The sequence below is a fragment of the Aquipseudomonas alcaligenes NBRC 14159 genome (assembly GCF_000467105.1).
Classification (GTDB): Bacteria; Pseudomonadota; Gammaproteobacteria; order Pseudomonadales; family Pseudomonadaceae; genus Aquipseudomonas; species Aquipseudomonas alcaligenes.
This window is the reverse complement of the sequence record NZ_BATI01000005.1, coordinates 59,494-76,402: the sequence shown is the minus strand read 5'-3', so window position 1 is coordinate 76,402 and position 16,909 is coordinate 59,494. Positions and strand designations below refer to the sequence as shown.

General features: G+C 67.5%; 19 protein-coding genes. 6 read left to right on the top strand and 13 right to left on the bottom strand.

Going from position 1 to position 16,909, the window contains the following annotated elements; translation table 11 throughout:
• Window positions 1–153: 153 nt before the first annotated feature.
• Window positions 154–1,116, bottom strand: coding sequence for a bifunctional GNAT family N-acetyltransferase/nucleoside diphosphate kinase regulator (locus PA6_RS02505; RefSeq protein ID WP_021699296.1), 963 nt, complete (start codon window positions 1,114–1,116; stop codon window positions 154–156).
• Window positions 1,117–1,421: 305 nt separating this feature from the next.
• Here PA6_RS02505 and PA6_RS02500 point away from each other — a divergent pair, with 305 nt between their 5' ends.
• Window positions 1,422–1,769: a hypothetical protein gene (locus PA6_RS02500; RefSeq protein WP_021699295.1), complete on the top strand. Its 348-nt coding sequence runs from the start codon at window positions 1,422–1,424 to the stop codon at window positions 1,767–1,769.
• 62 nt (window positions 1,770–1,831) lie between these two features.
• Window positions 1,832–2,575 carry an SDR family NAD(P)-dependent oxidoreductase gene (locus tag PA6_RS02495; RefSeq protein WP_021699294.1) on the top strand — a complete coding sequence of 248 codons (744 nt, stop codon included), beginning with the start codon at window positions 1,832–1,834 and terminating at the stop codon, window positions 2,573–2,575.
• A gap of 33 nt (window positions 2,576–2,608) precedes the next feature.
• On the opposite strand, the gene PA6_RS02490 is transcribed toward PA6_RS02495, so the two are convergent.
• The 8 genes from PA6_RS02490 to PA6_RS02455 all read right to left on the bottom strand — a co-directional run bounded on the left by PA6_RS02490 (window position 2,609) and on the right by PA6_RS02455 (window position 9,396).
• Window positions 2,609–2,836: a DUF2798 domain-containing protein gene (locus PA6_RS02490; RefSeq protein ID WP_021699293.1), complete on the bottom strand. Its 228-nt coding sequence runs from the start codon at window positions 2,834–2,836 to the stop codon at window positions 2,609–2,611.
• A complete protein-coding gene (locus tag PA6_RS02485; RefSeq protein ID WP_021699292.1) occupies window positions 2,833–3,420 on the bottom strand; it encodes a flavodoxin family protein in 588 nt (195 codons plus the stop codon). The genes PA6_RS02490 and PA6_RS02485 overlap by 4 nt, the downstream gene beginning before the upstream one ends.
• Window positions 3,421–3,434: 14 nt before the next feature.
• A complete protein-coding gene (locus PA6_RS02480) occupies window positions 3,435–3,914 on the bottom strand; it encodes a DUF2938 domain-containing protein (RefSeq protein ID WP_021699291.1) in 480 nt (159 codons plus the stop codon).
• Window positions 3,915–4,012: 98 nt separating this feature from the next.
• Window positions 4,013–5,038 (bottom strand): AbrB family transcriptional regulator, encoded by a 1,026-nt coding sequence (locus PA6_RS02475; RefSeq protein ID WP_370453053.1) that lies wholly within the window; start codon window positions 5,036–5,038, stop codon window positions 4,013–4,015.
• Complete coding sequence (locus tag PA6_RS02470) at window positions 5,022–6,530, bottom strand: tripartite tricarboxylate transporter permease (RefSeq protein WP_021699289.1); 1,509 nt, start codon at window positions 6,528–6,530, stop codon at window positions 5,022–5,024. The genes PA6_RS02475 and PA6_RS02470 overlap by 17 nt, the downstream gene beginning before the upstream one ends.
• A gap of 1 nt (window position 6,531) precedes the next feature.
• The gene (locus tag PA6_RS02465) at window positions 6,532–6,978 is read right to left on the bottom strand and encodes a tripartite tricarboxylate transporter TctB family protein (RefSeq protein ID WP_021699288.1); all 447 of its coding nucleotides are present in this window, start codon (window positions 6,976–6,978) and stop codon (window positions 6,532–6,534) included.
• Between the two features lie 147 nt (window positions 6,979–7,125).
• A complete protein-coding gene (locus PA6_RS02460) occupies window positions 7,126–8,100 on the bottom strand; it encodes a Bug family tripartite tricarboxylate transporter substrate binding protein (protein ID WP_021699287.1) in 975 nt (324 codons plus the stop codon).
• Window positions 8,101–8,130: 30 nt separating this feature from the next.
• Window positions 8,131–9,396, bottom strand: a complete 1,266-nt coding sequence (locus PA6_RS02455) for an OprD family porin (protein ID WP_021699286.1) — start codon at window positions 9,394–9,396, stop codon at window positions 8,131–8,133.
• 206 nt (window positions 9,397–9,602) lie between these two features.
• On the opposite strand from PA6_RS02455, the gene PA6_RS02450 reads away from it, so the two are divergent.
• The gene (locus tag PA6_RS02450) at window positions 9,603–10,274 is read left to right on the top strand and encodes a response regulator (RefSeq protein ID WP_021699285.1); all 672 of its coding nucleotides are present in this window, start codon (window positions 9,603–9,605) and stop codon (window positions 10,272–10,274) included.
• A gap of 1 nt (window position 10,275) precedes the next feature.
• The gene (locus tag PA6_RS02445) at window positions 10,276–11,658 is read left to right on the top strand and encodes a sensor histidine kinase (RefSeq protein WP_043216200.1); all 1,383 of its coding nucleotides are present in this window, start codon (window positions 10,276–10,278) and stop codon (window positions 11,656–11,658) included.
• Here PA6_RS02445 and PA6_RS02440 read toward each other — a convergent pair.
• From PA6_RS02440 to ygfZ, 3 genes are all read right to left on the bottom strand, one after another.
• Window positions 11,655–12,410 (bottom strand): substrate-binding periplasmic protein, encoded by a 756-nt coding sequence (locus tag PA6_RS02440; RefSeq protein WP_021699283.1) that lies wholly within the window; start codon window positions 12,408–12,410, stop codon window positions 11,655–11,657. The two genes, PA6_RS02445 and PA6_RS02440, sit on opposite strands and share 4 nt — an antisense overlap.
• Before the next feature lie 164 nt (window positions 12,411–12,574).
• A complete protein-coding gene (locus tag PA6_RS02435) occupies window positions 12,575–13,411 on the bottom strand; it encodes an HDOD domain-containing protein (RefSeq protein WP_021699282.1) in 837 nt (278 codons plus the stop codon).
• Window positions 13,412–13,521: 110 nt separating this feature from the next.
• Window positions 13,522–14,463, bottom strand: a complete 942-nt coding sequence (ygfZ, locus tag PA6_RS02430) for a CAF17-like 4Fe-4S cluster assembly/insertion protein YgfZ (RefSeq protein WP_021699281.1) — start codon at window positions 14,461–14,463, stop codon at window positions 13,522–13,524.
• 119 nt (window positions 14,464–14,582) lie between these two features.
• On the opposite strand from ygfZ, the gene PA6_RS02425 reads away from it, so the two are divergent.
• Together PA6_RS02425 and PA6_RS02420 are read left to right on the top strand one after the other, a co-directional pair.
• On the top strand, window positions 14,583–14,837 hold the full coding sequence (locus tag PA6_RS02425) for an FAD assembly factor SdhE (RefSeq protein ID WP_021699280.1): 255 nt from the start codon (window positions 14,583–14,585) through the stop codon (window positions 14,835–14,837).
• Window positions 14,821–15,273 (top strand): protein YgfX, encoded by a 453-nt coding sequence (locus PA6_RS02420; protein WP_021699279.1) that lies wholly within the window; start codon window positions 14,821–14,823, stop codon window positions 15,271–15,273. The genes PA6_RS02425 and PA6_RS02420 overlap by 17 nt, the downstream gene beginning before the upstream one ends.
• On the opposite strand, the gene nadB is transcribed toward PA6_RS02420, so the two are convergent.
• Window positions 15,242–16,858 carry an L-aspartate oxidase gene (gene nadB / locus PA6_RS02415; RefSeq protein ID WP_021699278.1) on the bottom strand — a complete coding sequence of 539 codons (1,617 nt, stop codon included), beginning with the start codon at window positions 16,856–16,858 and terminating at the stop codon, window positions 15,242–15,244. The genes PA6_RS02420 and nadB overlap by 32 nt on opposite strands.
• Between the last annotated feature and the right edge of the window lie 51 nt (window positions 16,859–16,909).

The window sequence follows — 16,909 nt, the reverse complement described above, 5'->3', positions numbered from 1 at the left end:
TACTTTCTCTTTGCGCGCGCAAAGAGAAAGTGACTCGCCGTGCAGGGCGAAACCTGTAGCTTCAGCCGAGGAAAGTGTTGCGACCTAGAGCCTTCGCTTCGGATAAAGCGTGGTCTGTCCCCAATTGGTTCTGAGCGCGAGCCAAGAGTGCAATCAGAGGTGGAAATGGCCTGCAGCCTCCGGCTGGTAAAGCACTTTTCTGATGGCAATCCGGCAGGTCCGATCAGCAATACGCCAGTCGATGGCGTCCCCTTCCTGATAGCCGAGGATGGCAGCACCGATGTCGGAACACACGGAATGCTTCCCGGCGTTGGTGTCCGCGTCTTCCGGGTAGACCAAGGCCACTTCGAGCTCTTCTTCGTCCAGCTGCAGCAAGGCCCTGGAGTTCATCGTAACGACATTGCGCGCCACCTGCTGCGGCTTGACGACAATGGCCCGTTCAAGCTCGTGTTCGAGCTCAACAACGGCCGGGCCCTGCTCGAGTGCGATCAGGCTCTCGAGCCTGGATTTGTCGATTTCAGTGATGTAGATCCTGCCGGAGTCGCCAGCGGCACCCTCGCGCAAGAGCTCGAGATAGCGCCCTGCCGTCATGGAAAATGACTTCAATGCAGGCGATTCGCTCTCAAGCAGAAAGCCGCTGCGCAGAAAGGCTTTGAGCGAGCGCACGTTATCCGGGTGGATCTTGGCGATTAGCTTTTCGGCCCGCATGTCGAGAAACGCCAGTTTCATGCCTTCGCGGAGGGTGCTGGTGCCAAGGTTGCGGCCCCATGTGTCGCTGTCTCCGATGACCAGGACGATTTCGCACTGTGCGCCGGTCTTGATCAGACGGACAAAGCCCACCGGAGCGTCATGTCGGTCGTAGGCCATGAAGAATCGGCCGCCGCGGTTGAACAGATGAGTCAGGATCGGTAGCTGAGTACGATCGATGGCTTGCTCGATGAAGCGGGAGGTATGACGCGAATCGCTCAGGTAGCAGGTGACGCGCTCATCTTCCAACCAGTCCATCAGCTTCAGCGCGTGTGCCCGAGTAATTTCAGGGCACAGCGAAATGAAAGGCTTGTTCATCTTCACCACACGTGTCTGTAAAGAATGAAAGCCCTTCATGGCTACGGCCATGACGGTTCTTTCGGCAGCCCGCCATCTTAAGACATAACGCGGGGAATGCCGAATGGCCTGGGAAGTTCGAGGAGGCCAAGGCGCTGTCGAACCTGAACTCGTAAGGGGCCAAAACATCCCTTTTGCATCGGTGCCCCTCACTGCCACATCGCTGTCACTTCGACCTCGCCGAATGTCTTATCGACCACGAATCATCGTTGTCATGACGACTTGTTATTTCATCAAGTCATTGAAATTAAATAGGAAAATATCTGGCACGAAAGCTGAGTAACTCCAGGCGCAATGCCCAACTCAGGAGTACTCAGATGAAACGCCTTGCCTTGCTTGCTATCACAACCGGCCTGTTGGCCATGCAATCCCTCCAGGCCGCCGAGGTGGTGGCGGAGCGGGAAGAAAACGCGGTCGGCACCGGTTTCGGTGGGCTGACCGGGCTGATGGTCGGCGCTGCGGCCGGTGGGCCGGTCGGCGCTCTGGTGGGTGTAGCGGTGGGTGGCTGGTCCGGGGCGCAGGTGCAGCGCGCCAGCGGGCAGAGTGGCACCGCCTACCGGGTGCGTGACGAGGCGGGTGAGGAGCGCTGGGTGCGCTCGCCGCAGCGGCGCTTCGAGCGTGGTCAGCAGGTCGACCTGCGCCAGGGCCGGCTCTATCCCCATTGATCCTGACGGCGCTCCGGGCCAGGCCCGGAGCGGCCCCTTCTTCCCGGTTTTCGAGGTAAGTGATGAACAATGAATTTGAACAGCGCCTGGCGGTGGTGACGGGCGCCAGTTCCGGTATCGGTCTGGCCGTGTGTGAGCAGTTGCTTGAGCGTGGCGCAGGGGTGCTGGCCATGTCGCGCAGCCTGGGCGAACTGGCGCTGCTGCTGCAGCGCTATCCCCAGCATCTGCACTGGCTGGAGGGCGACGTGACCCGCGAGGCGTCGCTACACGCCCTGGCGGCGCGTGCCGCCGAGCTGGGCGAGGTGCACTATCTGGTGCCCAATGCGGGCATCGCCCGGTTGGCGCCGGGCAGTGATCTGCAGGCGTTCGAGGCGCAGTGGCGGGTCAACGGTGCCGGCGCGGTGAACACCTTCTACGCATTGAAGGCGCAGCTGGCACAGCCGGCGTCGGTGGTGTTCATCAGCACCTTCCTGCGCCAGCTCGGCTTCGTCGGCCTGGGCGCCTACATCGCCAGCAAGGCGGCGCTGTCCGCGCTGGTGCGCAGCCTGGCGCTGGAGCATGCCGGCGAAGGTGTGCGCCTGAACCTGGTGTCGCCGGGGCCGACGGCCACGCCGATCTGGAACAGCCTGGGCCTGCCGGATGAGGCGCTGGCCGGTGTGGCCAGCGAGGTCAATGCGCGCCTGGTGGATGGCGAGTTCCTCAGCGCCGCGGTGGTGGCCGAGGTGGTGCTGTTCCAGCTGTCCCAGGGCGCCCGTGGCGTGTATGGCCAGGACTGGGTGGTGGACAAGGGTTACACCCTGCGCTGAAAGGCTGTGGCACGCGGTAGCGTGCCATCGGCTTCAGCCCTGGCGCACCAGCAACCGCACCAGGCGCTGGGTCAGCGGCGCTACCAGCAGCACGGTCGGGAAGGCGAACAGCCAGGCCGTCAGCCAGGCGCCCAGCCAGATGTCGATGAACGGCGGCCCCAGCCCGCTGGCGCGCAGGGTGGCGATAGCCGAGACCAGCAACGACATCAGGCCGGAGAGGATCAGGGCGAACAGCTGCGGGGCGTACCTGGGCGGGATCATCCGGCGCGCTCCAGGCTGGTGCCGGCGTGCAGGCGCAGCAGGGTGTGGGCGAAGTGCTGGCCGAACAGGCGCGCCGTCTTGATATCGCCGGGGGCGAAGGCGTGGCCGGGCGAGGCCTTGTCCGCCTGGGCCATCAGCCCGGACCAGGAGCCCAGGCGGTTGGCCGCTTCGTCATAGGGCACGCCCTGGTGCTGCTCGGGCAGGATCGGGTTGCCGACCCAGAGCATGCCGTGCTGCATACAGAAGGTGAACATCGACAGCAGGGTGGACTGCTTGTCGCCGGCCGGCAGCGCCGACACGGTGAAGCCGGCCGCCAGCTTGCCGCGCAGGCGCTGCTGGCGCCACAGGCCGCCGGTGGCGTCCATCAGCGCCTTGAGCGGTGCCGAGACGCCGCCGAGGTAGGTGGGCGAGCCGAGGATCAGGCCGTCGTAGGCAAGCAGGTCTTCGGGACGCGCGAGCAGGTCCTGGGCCTGCAACAGGTCGGTCTGTAGGCCGGCGACCTGCTGGATGCCGTCACCGATGCAGCGGGCGATGTGTTCGGTGTGGCCGTGGGCGCTGTGGTACAGGATGGCGATGCGGTGCATGACGATGACTCCGTTTACAGGGCGGCGATCAGCGCGGCGCTCAGGTACAGGCCGAGGCCGAACACGCCGTGGTTGGCGATGCTGCGCAGGCAGTTGCGCAGCGGCGTTGGGGTTTTCGACGAGGCGATGCCGGCGCCCATGGCCGGCTGGATCAGCAGCAGCGGCACGGCGACGGTGGCGATGCCCAGGGCCAGTGCCGGCAGCAGGCTGGGGGCGGCCGCCCAGGACGGGCCGGTGAGGGCCAGCAGCAGGGCGGCGAAGGCGATGCCAGTGGCGTAGTGCATCGCCCAGCCGAGGGCCCGTTCGCCACGGATGGGCGCGGAGCGGGCAATGGCCGCGTGCATCACCTGGCCGCGTGGCAGATGGCCGACCCAGCGGCCGATAAAGGCGAAGTTGAGGGTGGGGATGCCGCATTTGTTCAAAAGCAGCAGCCAGGCGTCCATCACCAGGGTGGCGCCGGCGCCGATGGCGGTGAGCAGCAGGATGTCGTGCATGGGAACCTCGCAGGAGTCGTTCAGGGGGTTGAAACGACTCTACGAGTTCAAGTTGACTTGAGGTCAACAGGCTTTTTTGCGGGGTGCCGACAGACGGTTCAGCGCTGTCTCTGCCACAGGCGGAAGGCCGGTTCGGCGAGGAACAGCACGCACATCAGGCGCAGCACCTGCAGCCCGGTGATCAGCGGCACCGACAGCGCCAGGGCCTCGGCGGTCAGGCTCAGCTCGGCGATACCGCCGGGCATCATGCCCAGCATCAGCGAGCGCTGATCCAGCGCGCCCAGCCAGCCGAGGGCCTCGGCGGCCAGGGCGGCGGCGCACATGGCCAGCAGCGTGGCGCCCAGTACCAGGGCGAGGAAGCGCGGTGCGCGGCGGAAGAACTCGCGGCTGAAGTGGCAGCCCAGGGCGCTGCCGATCAGCCACTGGCCCAGCTCGCTGGTCCCGGGTGGCAGGCTCAGTGGCTGGTCCAGCCAGACCGCGCCGGCGGCGGCGAACAGGATCGGTCCGAGCAGCCAGGGGTTGGGCTGGCGCAGGCGCTGGCCGAGCAGGGCCAGCAGTGCACCACCGGCCAGCAGCGCGGCCAGCGCCAGGGGCTGGCTGTGGCCATGCGTTTGCGCCAGGGCCGGCGCGGCGCCCAGCCACCACTGGAACAGCGCCGGTACCAGCAGCACGACCAGGAGCAGGCGCAGGCTCTGCCCGGCCGCGACCTCGCCGGCCTGGGCACCGTTGCGCTGGCCGAGGTTGACCATCTCGCTGGCGCCGCCGGGCATGCTGGCGAAGAAGGCAGTGGCGCGGTCGTGGCCGGCGGCGCGCAGCAGGGCGATGCCGATCAGGCTGGTGAGGCTGGTGAGCAGGGCGCCGGCCAGCAACAGGCCGCCGTGGGTCAGCACCTGCTCCAGCACCGCCGGGCTGAAGTGCAGGCCGATGCCGGTGCCGACCAGCCACTGCCCGCCCTTGCGTGCGCCGGGCACTTCGCGCAGGTCCAGGCCGCCCAGGCAGCGCAGCAGGATCACCGCCAGCAGGGAGCCGACCATCCACGGCAAAGGCCAGCCGATCAGGCTGGCCAGGGTACCGCCGGCCGCACCGGCCAGCGGCGTGAGCCACCACTTAGGCATGCGCGGCACGCAGCGAGCGGCGCTTGCGCAGCCAACGCAGGCCGGGCAGGGCCAGCATCAGCAGGGCCAGGCCCCACAGCGCCACGGTGATCGGGCTGGACCAGAGGATCGCCAGGTCACCGTTGCTGATCGACAGGGCGCGGCGCAGGTTGGATTCCATCAGCTCGCCGAGGACGAAGCCGAGGATCAGCGCCGACAGCGGGAAGTCCATCTTGCGCAGCAGGTAGCCGAACACGCCGAGGCCGATCATCAGCACCAGGTCGAAGGTGGTGCTGTGCACAGCGTACACGCCGACCAGGCTGACGATGGTGATCGCCGGAACCAGGATCCAGCTCGGCACGCTGAGCATGCGGGCGAACAGGCCGACCAGCGGGATGTTCATCGCCAGCAGGATGACGTTGCCGATGAACAGCGAGGCGATCAGGCCCCAGACCACGTCCGGCTGCTGCTCGAACAGCAGCGGGCCGGGGGTGATGTTGTACAGGGTCAGGGCGCCGATCATCACCGCGGTGGTGCCCGAGCCCGGCACGCCGAGGGTCAGCATGGGGATCAGCGAGCCGCAGGCCGAGGCGTTGTTGGCCGCCTCCGGTGCCGCCACGCCGCGCAGGTCGCCGTCGCCGAAGCGGCCGTTGGTGCCGGCCATGCGCTTTTCGCTCATGTAGGTGATGGCGCTGGCGATGGTTGCGCCGGCGCCCGGCAGCACGCCGATGACGAAGCCGGCCAGCGAGCTGCGCAGGGTGGTCCACCAGACTGAAGCGAACTCCTTGAAGTTGAACAGCATGCGCCCGCTGGCCTTGACCGCCTTCTGCCCGCTGGTGGTGTGTTCGAGCATCAGCAGCACCTCGCTGACGCTGAACAGGCCGATTACCACGATGACGAACTGGATGCCGTCGGACAGGCCGACGCTGTCGAAGGTGAAGCGGTACACCCCGGTGGTGGCGTCCACCCCGACCGTGGCCAGGCCCAGGCCGATCAGCGCGGCGAGCAGGGTCTTCACCGGCTTGTCGCCGACCATGCCGCCCAGGCAGGCGATGGCGAACACCATCAGCACGAAGTACTCGGCCGGGCCGAAGGCCACCGCCCAGTTGGCCAGGATCGGCGCGAACAGGACGACGCCGATGGTGGCGATGGTGCTGCCGATGAACGAGCTCATGGCCGACAGCGACAGGGCGATGCCGCCCTTACCCTGGCGCGCCAGCGGGTAGCCGTCGAGGGTGGTCATGATGGCTGCGGCGTCGCCCGGCACGTTGAGCAGGATGGCCGAGATGCGCCCGCCGTACTCACAGCCCAGGTACACGGCGGCCAGCAGGATCAGCGCGGTCTCCGGCGGCAGGCCAAGGGCGAAGGCCAGCGGTAGCAGGATCGCCACGCCGTTGATCGGGCCCAGGCCCGGCAGCAGGCCGACCACGGTGCCGACGAAGGCGCCGAACAGCGCCACCAGCAGGTTGACCGGCCGGGTGGCCACGTCGAAGCCCTGCATCAAGAAATTCAGCGTTTCCATTTCAGCTCTCCACGAAGGCGGCGAACAGGCCGAGCGGCAGCGGCACGTCCAGCAGGTAATCGAACAGGCCATACAGCAGCGTGCCCATCAGCAGGCCGCTGAGGGCGCTGGGCAGCAGGCGGCCGCCGAACAGCAGGCCTAGGCCGAAGCCGGCCAGGGCGGTGCTGAGTACGAAGCCCAGTGGCTCGAACAGCAGGGCGTAGGCCAGCAGGGCGCCGACGCACAGGCCGACCTTGCGCGCCAGCACCCAGGAGATCGGCAGGGTCGGCTCGCCGCTCGGCTTGCACAGTAGCCACAGGGCGGCGGCGGCCATCAGGGTCAGCAACAGCAGGGGGTAGGCACGCGGGCCGACCGGGTCGTAGGAAAAGGGCGCCTGGAAGCCCCAGGCGACCACGGCGAGAAAGGCGCAGACGAGCAGCCACACCGCAGCGAACAGGCGGACGTACATGAGGAGTTCCTCGTGATAGGGGGAGGCGGGAAGCGTCGCGAGCGACGGAAAGGCAAGGCGGAAGGCGGCGAGGGGAGGGAGTTGGGTCAACCCAATGACCGAACCGAGCCGCCTTCCAACACAGCCTTTCCTAGCGCAGCAGCTTCCCTACTGGACCAGGCCGAACTCGCCGGCCAGGGCCTTGTAGTCCTGCACCTGCTTGAACACGTAGGCCTTCAGCTCGTCGCCGGTCATGCTCAGGGGGAACAGGTCGCGCTGCTCGCGCAGCTTGGCGAACTCGGGGCTGGCCAGCAGGGTGTCGAACTGGCCCTTCCACCAGGCGTAGTCCGCATCGCTGACTTCCGGGCCCATGTAGAAGCCACGGATCACCGGCCAGGTGATGTCGTAGTCCTGCTCCTTGGCGGTCGGCAGGTTGGCCAGCTTGCCCGGCAGGCGCTGGTCGGAGAGCACGGCGATGACGCGGATCTTGTTCGCCGCCAGTTGCGGGGTGACTTCGCCGAGGCCGCTGGAGGTGACCTGGACATGGCCGCCAAGCATGGCGGTGAGGGTTTCGCCGCCGCCTTCGAAGGCCACGTAGCGCAGCGCCTTCGGATCGATGCCGGCGGCGCGGGCGATCAGCGCGGTCTGCATCCAGTCCTGGCCGCCGATGGTGGCGCCGGCGCCGAAGACGATGCTGCCCGGGTCCTTCTTCAGCGCCTGCACCAGGTCGTCGAGGGTCTGGTAGGGCGAGTCGGCGCGCACGCTGATGGCGCCGTAGTCGGTGCCGATGCCGGCCAGCCAGCGCACGGCGTTCTCGTCGTAACGGCCGAACTTGCCTTGGGCCAGGTTGAGCAGGGAGCCGGAGGAGAACGCGGTGATGGTGCCGGCGTCCTTCGGCCGCTGCGCCACCACGGCGTTGTAGGCCACCGCACCGACGCCGCCGGGCATGTAGGTGACGCGCATCGGCGCCTGGAGCAGGCCGTTGTCCTTCAGGCCGCTCTGGGCCAGTTTGCAGGTCAGGTCGAAACCGCCGCCGGGCTTGGCCGGGGCGATGCACTCGGGGCGCTTGGGCTCGGCCAGCAGCTGGCTGCTGAGGGCGAGGGCACCGAGGGCCAGGGCGATATGCGACAAGGCAGTCTTCATGATCTTTCTCCTGTGGAGTTTTATTGTGGCTTACCAGATCGGCAGGCTGTAGCCGACGATCAGACGGTTTTCGTCCGCGTCGCGGGCGAAGCTGGAACGGAAGCTGGCGTTGCGCAGGCGCACGTAGAGGTCCTTGAGCGGACCGCTCTGCACCACGTACTTGAACTCGATGTTGCGTTCCCACTCGCGGCCTTCTTCATCACTGCCGCTGACCTGGGCGTTGTCGCCCTTGATGTAGCGGGTCATGAAGCTCAGGCCGGGCACGCCGAGGCCGGCGAAGTCGAAGTCGTAGCGGGCCTGCCAGGAGCGCTCGTCGGCGTTGGCGAAGTCGTTGATCTGCACGAAGTTGACCAGGAAGGGGTCGCTGCCATCGAGGTAGGCGAAGCCGGTGTCGCCGGTCAGGTGCTGGTAGCCAAGGCCGACCTTGTGGCCGCTGTGGGCGTAGGAGACCAGGCCGTTCCAGGCGTTGTTGTCGACCTTGCCGGCCTGGGCCGAGCCACTGTCGTCGCTGATCGAGACGCGCAGGTCGGCGCTCAGGGTACCGCCGCCCAGAGACTGGCTGGCGAGCAGGCCGAGGAAGTGCTGGCGGTAGATGTCCTCGACGTCGGCGTAGTAGTAGCGCCCGGTCAGGCCCTTGGCGAAGCTGTAATCGAAGCCGGCCAGGTCCATGTGCTCGGCCGTCACGCCGCTGGCGAAGCGGCTGTTCTTGCTGTTGAGGATGAGGTCCTCGGAGTTGGTCGAGGCGCGGTCGATCACCTTGTCCAGGCGCCCGCCGGTGAAGCTCAGGTTGTCGATGTCACTGGAGGTCAGCAGGCCGCCCTCGAACACCTGCGGTAGCAGGCGGCTGTCGCTGGCCTTGACCACCGGCAGCTCGGGGATATGCGAGCCGTAGCGGAGCTCGCTTTCGGCGAGCCTGACCTTGGCGGTCAGACCGAGGCGACCGAACTGGTCCGGGGTGCCGCCGTCGTCCTGCACCGGCAGCAGGTCGGTGCCGGTGCGACCCTTGCCGGAGTCGAGCTTGAGGCCGAGCATGCCGAGGGCGTCGAGGCCGAAGCCGACGGTGCCTTCGGTGTAGCCGGAGCGGACGTCGAGCAGGAAGCCCTGGCCCCATTCCTCGCGCTTGTTCTGGCCATCGCCTTCACGGAAGTCGCGGTTGAGGTAGATGTTGGTGGTGGTCAGGGTGGCGCTGCTGTCTTCGATGAAGGCGGCATGCGCGGCGGGCGCCAGGGCGCAGGCGAGCAGGGTGAGGCTGAAGCGACGAACAGGCGCCGAGGCCTGCCGATGGGCAGATCGCATCATGTGGTCTCCGATTGTTGTTCTTGTCACACCGGGGCAACCACGCTCCCGGCGTTTTACGGGTGGATCGAGCCACCTTGGTCGCGATCCTAGGGGGCGAAACTTTCGCCAGGCTTTCAGGGTGAAAGAAACCTGCGGCGCCCTTCACAGGCCGCCCGCGCTGGTTAAACTCGGCGCATAACGACAAGACTTCGGAGTGTGCTGCCGTGCGAATCCTGCTGGTCGAGGACCATCTGCCCCTGGCCGAGAGCGTGGCCCAGGCCCTGCGCGGCGCCGGGCTGACCGTCGATGTGCTGCACGACGGGGTGGCCGCCGAACATGCCCTGGCCAGCGAGGACTACGCTCTGGCGGTGCTCGATGTGGGCCTGCCGCGGCTCGACGGTTTCGAGGTGCTGGCGCGCGTGCGCGGGCGCGGCAAGACCCTGCCGGTGCTGATGCTCACCGCGCGCGGCGAGGTCAAGGACCGCGTGCATGGCCTCAACCTGGGCGCCGATGACTACCTGGCCAAGCCCTTCGAACTCACCGAGCTGGAGGCGCGGGTCAAGGCCCTGCTGCGTCGCAGCGTGCTCGGCGGCGAGCAGCAGCAGCGCTGTGGCGAGCTGGTCTACGACCTGGGCACCCGGCGCTTCACCCTGGGCGCGCAGTTGCTCAACCTGACCTCGCGCGAGCAGGCCGTGCTGGAAGCGCTGATCGCCCGCCCCGGGCGGGTGATGAGCAAGGAGCAGCTGGCCGACCAGGTGTTCGGCCTGGACGAGGACGCCAGCGCCGATGCCATCGAGATCTACGTGCATCGCCTGCGCAAGAAGCTGGAAGGCGATGCGGTGCGCATCGTCACCTTCCGCGGCCTGGGCTACCTGCTGGAAGCCACCGGTGACTGAGCTGGCGGCGGGCAGCCTGCGTGGCCGGCTGTTGCGCCGGCTGGCCATCCTGCTGGCCATTCCGCTGCTGATCGGCAGCCTCAGCGCCTACTGGAATGGCCGCCATGCCGCCGACGCGGCCTATGACCGCACCCTGCTGGCCTCGGCGCGGGCCATCGCCGACGGGCTCTACACCGAGGATGGCAAGCTGCGCGCCGACGTACCCTACGTGGCGCTGGACCCCTTCGCCTATGACCTGGAGGGGCGCATCTTCTACCAGGTCAGCGACCTCGAGGGGCGCGTGGTGTCCGGCTACGACGGTCTGCCGGCGCCGCCGCAGGGCACGCCGCGTACCGATGACTACCCGGCGCTGGCGCGCTTCTATGACGGTGAATTCGACGGCGTCGGCGTGCGCCTGGTCAGCCTGCTGCAGCCGGTTTCCGAGCCGGGGATGAACGGCATGGCGGAAATCCGCGTGGCCGAGACCGACGTCGCCCGCGTGCGCATGGCCCGTGGCCTGCTGCTCGATACCCTGTGGCGCATGGGCCTGCTGGCGCTGATCACCCTGGCCCTGGTGGGGCTGGCGGTGAGTGCCGCGCTGCGCCCGCTGGAGCGCCTGCGCGCGGCGGTGGAAGAGCGCCAGCCGGACGACCTGGAGCCGCTGCCGATGGTCCAGGTGCAGGACGAGTTGCGCCCGCTGGTGGCCTCGCTCAACCACTTCACCGAGCGCCTGCGCCAGCAGTTCGAGCGCCAGGCACAGTTCATTACCGACGCCTCCCACGAGCTGCGCACGCCGCTGGCGGCGCTCAAGGCGCGCATCGAGCTGGGCCTGCGCGAGCGCGAGCCGGCGCTGTGGCGCAGCACCCTGGAAAAGGCGGCGCAGAGCACCGACCGCCTGACCCACCTGGCCAACCAGCTGCTGTCGCTGGCGCGTATCGAACGTGCTGCCCGCGCCGTTTCCGAGGGCGGCGCCGAGCGGGTCGAACTTGCCCAACTGGCCCGCGAGCTGGGCATGGCCCTGGCGCCCCTGGCGCACCAGCGTGGCATCGCCCTGGCGCTGGAAGCCGATACCGAGGTGTGGCTGCGCGGCGAGCCGATGCTGCTGCACGAGCTGATCTACAACCTGGTGGACAACGCGCTGGCCCACACGCCGGGCGGTAACGTGGTGGTGCGTGTGTTGGCGCCGGCGCTGCTGGAGGTGGAGGATGATGGCCCCGGCATTCCGCCGGAGGAGCGCGAGCGGGTGTTCGAGCGCTTCTACCGGCGCAATCCACATGTCGGCGGGGCCGGGCTGGGGCTGGCGATTGTCGGCGAGATCTGCCGCGCCCACCGCGCCGAGATCGAGCTGGGGCAGGGCGCGCTGGGCGGCTTGCTGGTGCGGGTGAGCTTTCCGCCGGCCTATTAGTACGTCAGGCTCAGTGGTTGCTGGATTTCCAGCAGGTACTGGCTGACCTTGCCGCTGTCCTGCAGGGCCTTGAGGCCGCGATTGAAGCGCGCCATGCGCTCGGCGTTGCCGGGCACCTGCTTCGACAGCAGCAGGTGCAGGCTGTCGCTGCGTAGCGGCAGCGGGTGGAAGGACAGCTGCAGGCGCTCCTCGCGGCGGAACTGGCTGTGCAGCATGTCGAAGGCCACCACCTTGTCCATCGGGAAGGCATCCAGGCGACCGGCCAGCAGCATGCGCAGGCCCTGTTCCTCGCTGCTCAGGCGCTTGACCTTGAGCACGCTGTCGCGCTCGGCCTGCTGGAAGGCCTGGCCGTAGTCATAGTCGATGGCGCCGCCGAGACGCAGCGGCGCGAGGTCGGCGACCTGTTGCCAGTCGAAGGGGCGGTCCTTGCGGTGGAACAGGTAGTAGCCGCTCTCCACCACCGGGTCACTGATGTAGAAGGCTTGCTCGCGTTCGGGGCTGCGCAGCCACACGGCGCTGCCGTCGCTCTTGCCGCGCTCGGCGCTGCGTAGGGCGCGGGCCCAGGGGTAAAACTCCCACCTGACCCGGATGCCTTCCAGGGCGAAGGCCTCTTCGACGATGCGCGAGGCAACGCCGTGGTGGGGCAGATTCTGGCCGAGGTAGGGGCTCCATTCGCCGTTGGTCAGGCGGACTTCGTTGGCCGTGGCGGCCAGGGGCAGGAGCAGGGCGAACAGCAGTGGCAGCAGGCGCATGAGATATTCCCTTACCCAGAACCCAGCATTGCGACCCCGATTCCTTTGGGGCCGTGGCGTACTTCCGTTGACGCCGCCCGGCGCACGCCGGGCTTGCTTGCAGTCTAGTCAGGATCAGCCTTGCCGGGGTGGGGTGGGGTGGGCGACGGAGGGTCGCCCCGGTCTCACTGCAGCATGCTGGTGGCCGCTTCCATGGCGGCGGAGAGATCTTCGTCGGCCTGCATGTCGACATTCGGGTCAAGGCCGAGCTTGGCAAAGGCCGGAATCTGGCTCCAGTCCAGCTGGGTGTAGGGGTGCTCGCTGCCCAGGTAGCTCTGCAAGGTGGCGACCTGGACGATATCCACGTAGTCGGCCTTGGCCGAGTTGCGGCTGAAGTTCAGGTGCTGGCTGGGCACGATGGCGATCGGCTCGGGGAACTCCCAGGCACGCAGGATGCGGTCGCCGATGATCGGGTGGATCTTCTCGATCACGTGGTTGAGGCTGATCGAGTCGGCCAGCAGCGCGTTGTTCTCTTCGGCATAGGTGAGGATCGGCAGCACGCCGATCTGGTGCACCAGGCCGGCCAGGGTGGCCTGGTCGGGCATCAGCTTGGTGTAGTGGCGGCACAGGACGTGGCAGATGCCGGCGATCTCGGTGCTTTTGTTCCACACCTCGCGCATCTTGCGGTCGACCACATCGCTGGTGGCCTGGAACATCTGCTCCATGGCCAGGCCGGTGGCCAGGTTGCAGGTGTAGTTGATGCCCAGGCGGCTGACGGCCATCTGGATGTCGGTGATTTCCTTGCTGGTGCGCAGCAGCGGACTGTTCACCACCTTGATGATGCGCGCGGTGAGGGCCGCGTCGTTACCGATCACCTTGCTCAGGGTCGGGATGCTGATGTTCGGGTCTTCCGCCGCCTCGCGTACCTTGAGCGCCACTTCGGGCAGGGTCGGCAGCACCAGCTCATCGTTCTCGATGGCCTGGATCAGTTCTTCCTGGACTTTCTCGGCAAGCTTGCTCATTTCGCTTCTCGGGTCGCTCGACCGCCTCAGTTTAGGCGCTGAGGCGGACTGTGTTCGGGTCTGTCCGGGTTGTACCGCGTTTGCCCGGGATCATGCATCAGCTTTTTCGTTTAGCGCTGGATTTCGCGATCTGCGTCCAGCTGGTAGGGCAGTTCCAGCAGGTCGAGGCTCGGGCCCTCGGGACTGCCCAGGTGGATACGGCCATTGGCGACGGCATCTTCCTGGAGTACCGCCAGCAGCTCGGCGCCGTCACCGTTACCCGCCGCCAGCACCACTTCACCGACGCTGGAGCCGTGCACTGGCGAGAACAGTTCGCTGCCCACGGCCGGCAGTTCGCCCTGGGCCAGGCTCAGCCGCTGCAGGCGGCGCTTGAGCTTGCCGAGGTACTGCATGCGCGCGACGATTTCCTGGCCGGTGTAGCAGCCCTTCTTGAAGCTGACGCCACCGACCGCCTGCAGGTTGATCATCTGCGGGATGAACAGCTCGCGGGTTGCGCCGAATACCTGGCCGATGCCGGCGCGCACCTGGCCGAGCAGCCAGTCGTTGAGCGGGGCTTCCGGCAGCTGGGCGGCCAGGCGAGCCTGCAGGCTGTCGGCCTGGGCGGCCGGGGCCCACAGTTCGGCACGGCCGCCGGGCAGGCGGATGGCGATCAGGCCGTTGGCGCGGGCCACCGCGTCAGGCTGCTGCGGCAGGTCCAGGCCGAGACTCACCAGCGCACCATCGCCGCCGCTGAGGCCGAAGCGGGCCCAGACGGCGGATTCGTCGGCCAGGCTGGACTTGGAGAACACCGCGTATTTCTTCAAATCCGTCAGTTGCGCTTCGAGCAGTTCGCTGGCCAGCGCCAGCAGGTAGCCGTCGCCTTCCTGGACGATGCGGAAGCTGGAGATCATGCGGCCCTTGGGCGTGCAGCGAGCCCCCAGGCTGGAGGTCCGTTCGTCGAGATAGTTGAGGTTGCAGGTGAGCTGGCCCTGGAGGAACTTGGCAGCGTCCGGGCCGCGTACGGCGAGCAGGGCTTCGTGGTTGAGCGGGGTGAAGAAGGCGGAGTCGGCCATGGGCGATCGCTGGTCAATAAGTCAGGTCGTCATCATAGAGGCCGTCCGGCGCCTTGTCAGCGGGTGCCGAGCGCGCCGTGCGCCGTTATACTGCGCCCCTTTGCACAGGAGCCTGGCGTATGGCCGACGCGACCGAACTGAACCGACTCTTCTGGCATAGCCGCCGCGGCATGCTGGAGCTGGATGTGCTGCTGGTGCCCTTTGTCAAGGAGGTCTACCCCAGCCTGGATGCCGAGGATCAGGCGCGCTACCGCAAGCTGCTGGAGTGCGAGGATCAGGACATGTTCGGCTGGTTCATGCAGCGTGGCGAGCCCGAGGATGCCGATCTGCGCCGCATGGTTCGCATGATCCTGGACCGTGTCCAGCCCAAGTAAGCACTTCGAATGTCACTGGCAGGCCTCGTGCCTGCTGCTGACGCTCTACCTGGCGGCGCTGGGCCTGGCGCTGTTCACCCTGCTGGTCATCGATCTGCCTGCCTGGGCCGCTGCGCTCGGCGTGCTCGCCTGCGTGGCGCATGCGGCCTGGACGTTGCCGCGGCAGATTCTGCTGCGTCACCCGTCGGCCTTCACCGGTCTGCGCCGGGACGAGGAGGGCTGGCAGCTGTTCAGCGCGCGCAATGGTTGGCAGCCGGTGCAGCTGCGGCCGGACAGCCTGGCGCTGCCGCTCGCCGTGGTGCTGCGTTTTCGCCTGGTCGGTGAGCGCCGCGTGCGCGGCTTGTGTATCCCGCGTGATGCGCTGACCCGCGAGGCGCACCGGCGCCTGCGCGTGCGGCTGAAGTTCAGCCGGCGTAGGTGGGCGGCGCCAGGATAGTGTCGCGGGCCTCGGGCAGCAGGTCCGGATAGTCCAGGGTGTAATGCAGGCCGCGGCTCTCGCGGCGCAGCATGGCCGACTCGATCATCAGCTCGGCGACCTGGGCCAGGTTGCGCAGCTCGATCAGATCGCGGCTGACCTTGTAGTTGGAATAGAACTCGTCGATCTCGTCGAGCAGCAGGCGCACCCGGTGCTGGGCGCGCTGCAGACGCTTGTTGGTGCGCACGATGCCGACATAGTCCCACATGAAGCGCCGCAGCTCGTCCCAGTTGTGCGCGATGATCACGTCCTCATCAGAGTCGGTTACCTGGCTGGCGTCCCAGGTCGGCAGCTCCTGCAGCATCGGCACGCGGTCCAGCTGCGCGACGATGTCCTGGGCGGCCGAGCGGGCGTAGACGAAGCATTCGAGCAGCGAGTTGCTGGCCATGCGGTTGGCGCCATGCAGGCCGGTGAAGCTGGTCTCGCCGATGGCGTACAGGCCGGGCACGTCGGTGTGGCCGTGCTGGTCGACGACCACGCCGCCGCAGGTGTAGTGCGCCGCCGGCACCACCGGAATGGGCTGGCGGGTGATGTCGATGCCGAACGTCAGGCAGCGCTCATAGACGGTGGGGAAGTGCGACTTCACGAATTCGGCCGGCTTGTGGCTGATGTCGAGGTACACGCAGTCGATACCTAGGCGCTTCATCTCGTGGTCGATGGCGCGGGCGACGATGTCGCGCGGAGCCAGCTCGGCGCGCGGGTCGAAGCGCTCCATGAAGCGTTCGCCGTTGGGCAGCTTGAGGTGCGCGCCTTCGCCGCGCAGGGCCTCGGTGACCAGGAAGCTCTTGGCCTGCGGGTGGTACAGGCAGGTCGGGTGGAACTGGTTGAATTCCAGGTTGCCGACCCGGCAGCCGGCGCGCCAGGCCATGGCGATGCCGTCGCCGCTGGCGCCGTCCGGGTTGCTGGTATAGAGGTAGACCTTGGCCGCGCCGCCGGTGGCGAGGATGACGAAGCGCGCGTGGTAGGTATCGACTTCGCCGCTGGTGCGGTTGAGCACATAGGCGCCGACGCAGCGCTGACCGGGCAGGCCGAGCTTGCGCTCGGTGATCAGGTCGACCGCCACCCGCTGTTCCTGCAGTTCGATATTGGCGCGCTGGCGGGTCTGCTGCAGCAGGGTGTTGAAGATCGCGGCGCCCGTGGCATCGGCGGCGTGGATGATGCGCCGGTGGCTATGGCCGCCCTCGCGGGTGAGGTGGAACTCGAAACCGCCGTCCTCGCGCTCCTGCTCGTCGTCACGGGTGAAGGGCACGCCCTGTTCGATCAGCCACTGGATGGCTTCGCGGCTGTGCTCGACGGTGAAGCGTACGGCATCCTCGCGGCACAGGCCGCCACCGGCGTTGAGGGTGTCGGCGACATGGGATTCGACGGTGTCGGCGTCATCCAGCACGGCCGCCACGCCGCCCTGGGCCCAGTAGGTGGAGCCGTTGGCCAGGTCGCCCTTGCTCAGCACGGCGATACGCAGGTGCGCGGGCAGGGTCAGGGCCAGGGTTAGGCCGGCAGCGCCGCTGCCGATGACCAGGACGTCATGCTGATAGTGTTGGCTCATCTACTGCTGGTTCCGCGGGGGAGTCGAAATGGCGTCACCTAGTATATAGAG